The following is a 1,682-nucleotide window of genomic DNA, read 5'->3' on the forward strand; positions in this document are numbered from 1 at the left end:
TCCACCAGCTTATGTGCTGGGAGGGGGCTTGTAGGAAAGGGGTTTGTTTGTGGTTTGTTCTTTTCCTAGGGCTGCATCTCGTGTTTACGGGCGCTGGCGGGGCGCGACGCTGATCCGGCCAGGGATGCCGAGGTCGAGCCTTGGCTGCGCGAGGAGTCGTACCGACGGGCGGGCGGAAGCGCGAGGGCAGGGAGTGGCTTTCACGCATATGCGGTGCGTTGGAATTTGGATCGCGCTCAGGTGATGCCGAACGGGCAAGTTGGTACTTCACCCTCTCTCCGCTTGCGGGGAGAGGGTGGCGCGCGAAGCGGCGCCGGGGGAGGGGGCTGGTTCGGTTCCGGGCGTTGTCGGGCTTGGATAGGCCCCCTTGCGTTCGGGTGGGGTTTCTCAGGCTCTGGCGTGTTTCTGGTTGGATAGGCCCCTCTCCCCGCAAGCGGAGAGAGGGTGAAGAAGGGGAGTGGTCTTCCCCCTGCGAGCGGAGGGAGAAGGTGCGGCTATTTCCGTCGTTCGCTGATCGCATCGGCGATGGTAGCGAGGACGGCGTCCAGGTTGGTCATAACGTCGCTGTTGGTGAAGCGCAGGACGTGGAAGCCTTTGTTTCCGAGGTAGCGGGTGCGGGTGGCGTCGTAATCCTGTTGGGTTGCGTGGGTGTCGCCGTCGATTTCGATCGCGAGCATTGAGGTGCGGCTGGTGAAGTCGACGATGTAGGGTCCCTGGACGGTCTGGAAGCGGAATTTGGTGGCTTCGAAGCGCTTGGCGCGGAGGTGGTACCAGAGGTGCGCTTCGGGTGGGGTGGGGTTCTGGCGCATGTGGCGGGCGCGGGCGAGGAGGGTGGGGTCTCTCATGTTCGCCGCGGTCCCTTTCTTATAGGCCCCTCTCCCCGGCCTTCTCCCCGCGAGCGGAGAAAGGGTGAAGAAGAAGGGTCACGTTTCCTTGGTGACGAAACTATCCATCACCCGCTTCCGCCCGCTCGTCTCGAACTCGATCTCCAGCTTGTTGCCTTCGATCTCGACGATTTCGCCATAGCCGAATTTCTGGTGGAAGACGCGCATCCCCAGTGACAGGTCGTCGCGGCCGTTGTTGCCGAGGCTGACGGCGCTGCCGCGGCTTTCGACCACGCGCTTGGGGGCGGTGGTGAAGGTGGAGCTGGGGGCGGCGGCGCGTTGCCAGCCGGGGCCGCGGCCGGTGCCTCGGTCCACATGCGCGAAGGGGTCGCTGTGTTCGCTCCAGTTGGCGCGCCACAGCGATGCGCCGCCGGACAGGGTGGATTCCTCTTCGATATGTTCCTTGGGCAGTTCGCCGACGAAGCGGCTGGGGATGCTGCTGGTCCATTGGCCGTAGATGCGGCGGTTGGCGGCGTGGAGGATGGTCGCCTGGCGGCGGGCGCGGGTGATCGCGACATAGGCGAGGCGGCGTTCCTCCTCGAGGGAGGCGAGGCCACCTTCGTCGAGCGAACGCTGGCTGGGGAACAGGCCTTCCTCCCACCCCGCGAGGAAGACGGTGTCGAATTCCAGCCCCTTGGCCGCGTGGATGGTCATGATCGTGACCTTGGGCTCGTCGACGTTATTTTCGTTATCCATGACGAGCGACACGTGTTCGAGGAACGCGCCGAGCGTTTCATACTCCTCCATTGCGCGGACGAGTTCGGACAGGTTTTCGAGGCGGCCGGCGGCTTCGGCGGT

At 64.6% G+C, this 1,682-nt stretch carries 2 protein-coding genes; both read right to left on the minus strand.

All coding sequences use genetic code 11. From position 1 onward, the window contains the following. Positions 1 to 494: 494 nt before the first annotated feature. A complete protein-coding gene (locus AX681_RS04825) occupies positions 495 to 845 on the minus strand; it encodes an endonuclease domain-containing protein (protein ID WP_082749509.1) in 351 nt (116 codons plus the stop codon). Between the two features lie 78 nt (positions 846 to 923). Then, a partial coding sequence (locus tag AX681_RS04830; RefSeq protein WP_197424235.1) for a 3'-5' exonuclease occupies positions 924 to 1,682 on the minus strand: 759 nt, incomplete at its 5' end.

The sequence above is a fragment of the Sphingomonas sp. CCH9-E2 genome (assembly GCF_001557215.1).
Lineage (GTDB): Bacteria > Pseudomonadota > Alphaproteobacteria > Sphingomonadales > Sphingomonadaceae > Sphingomonas.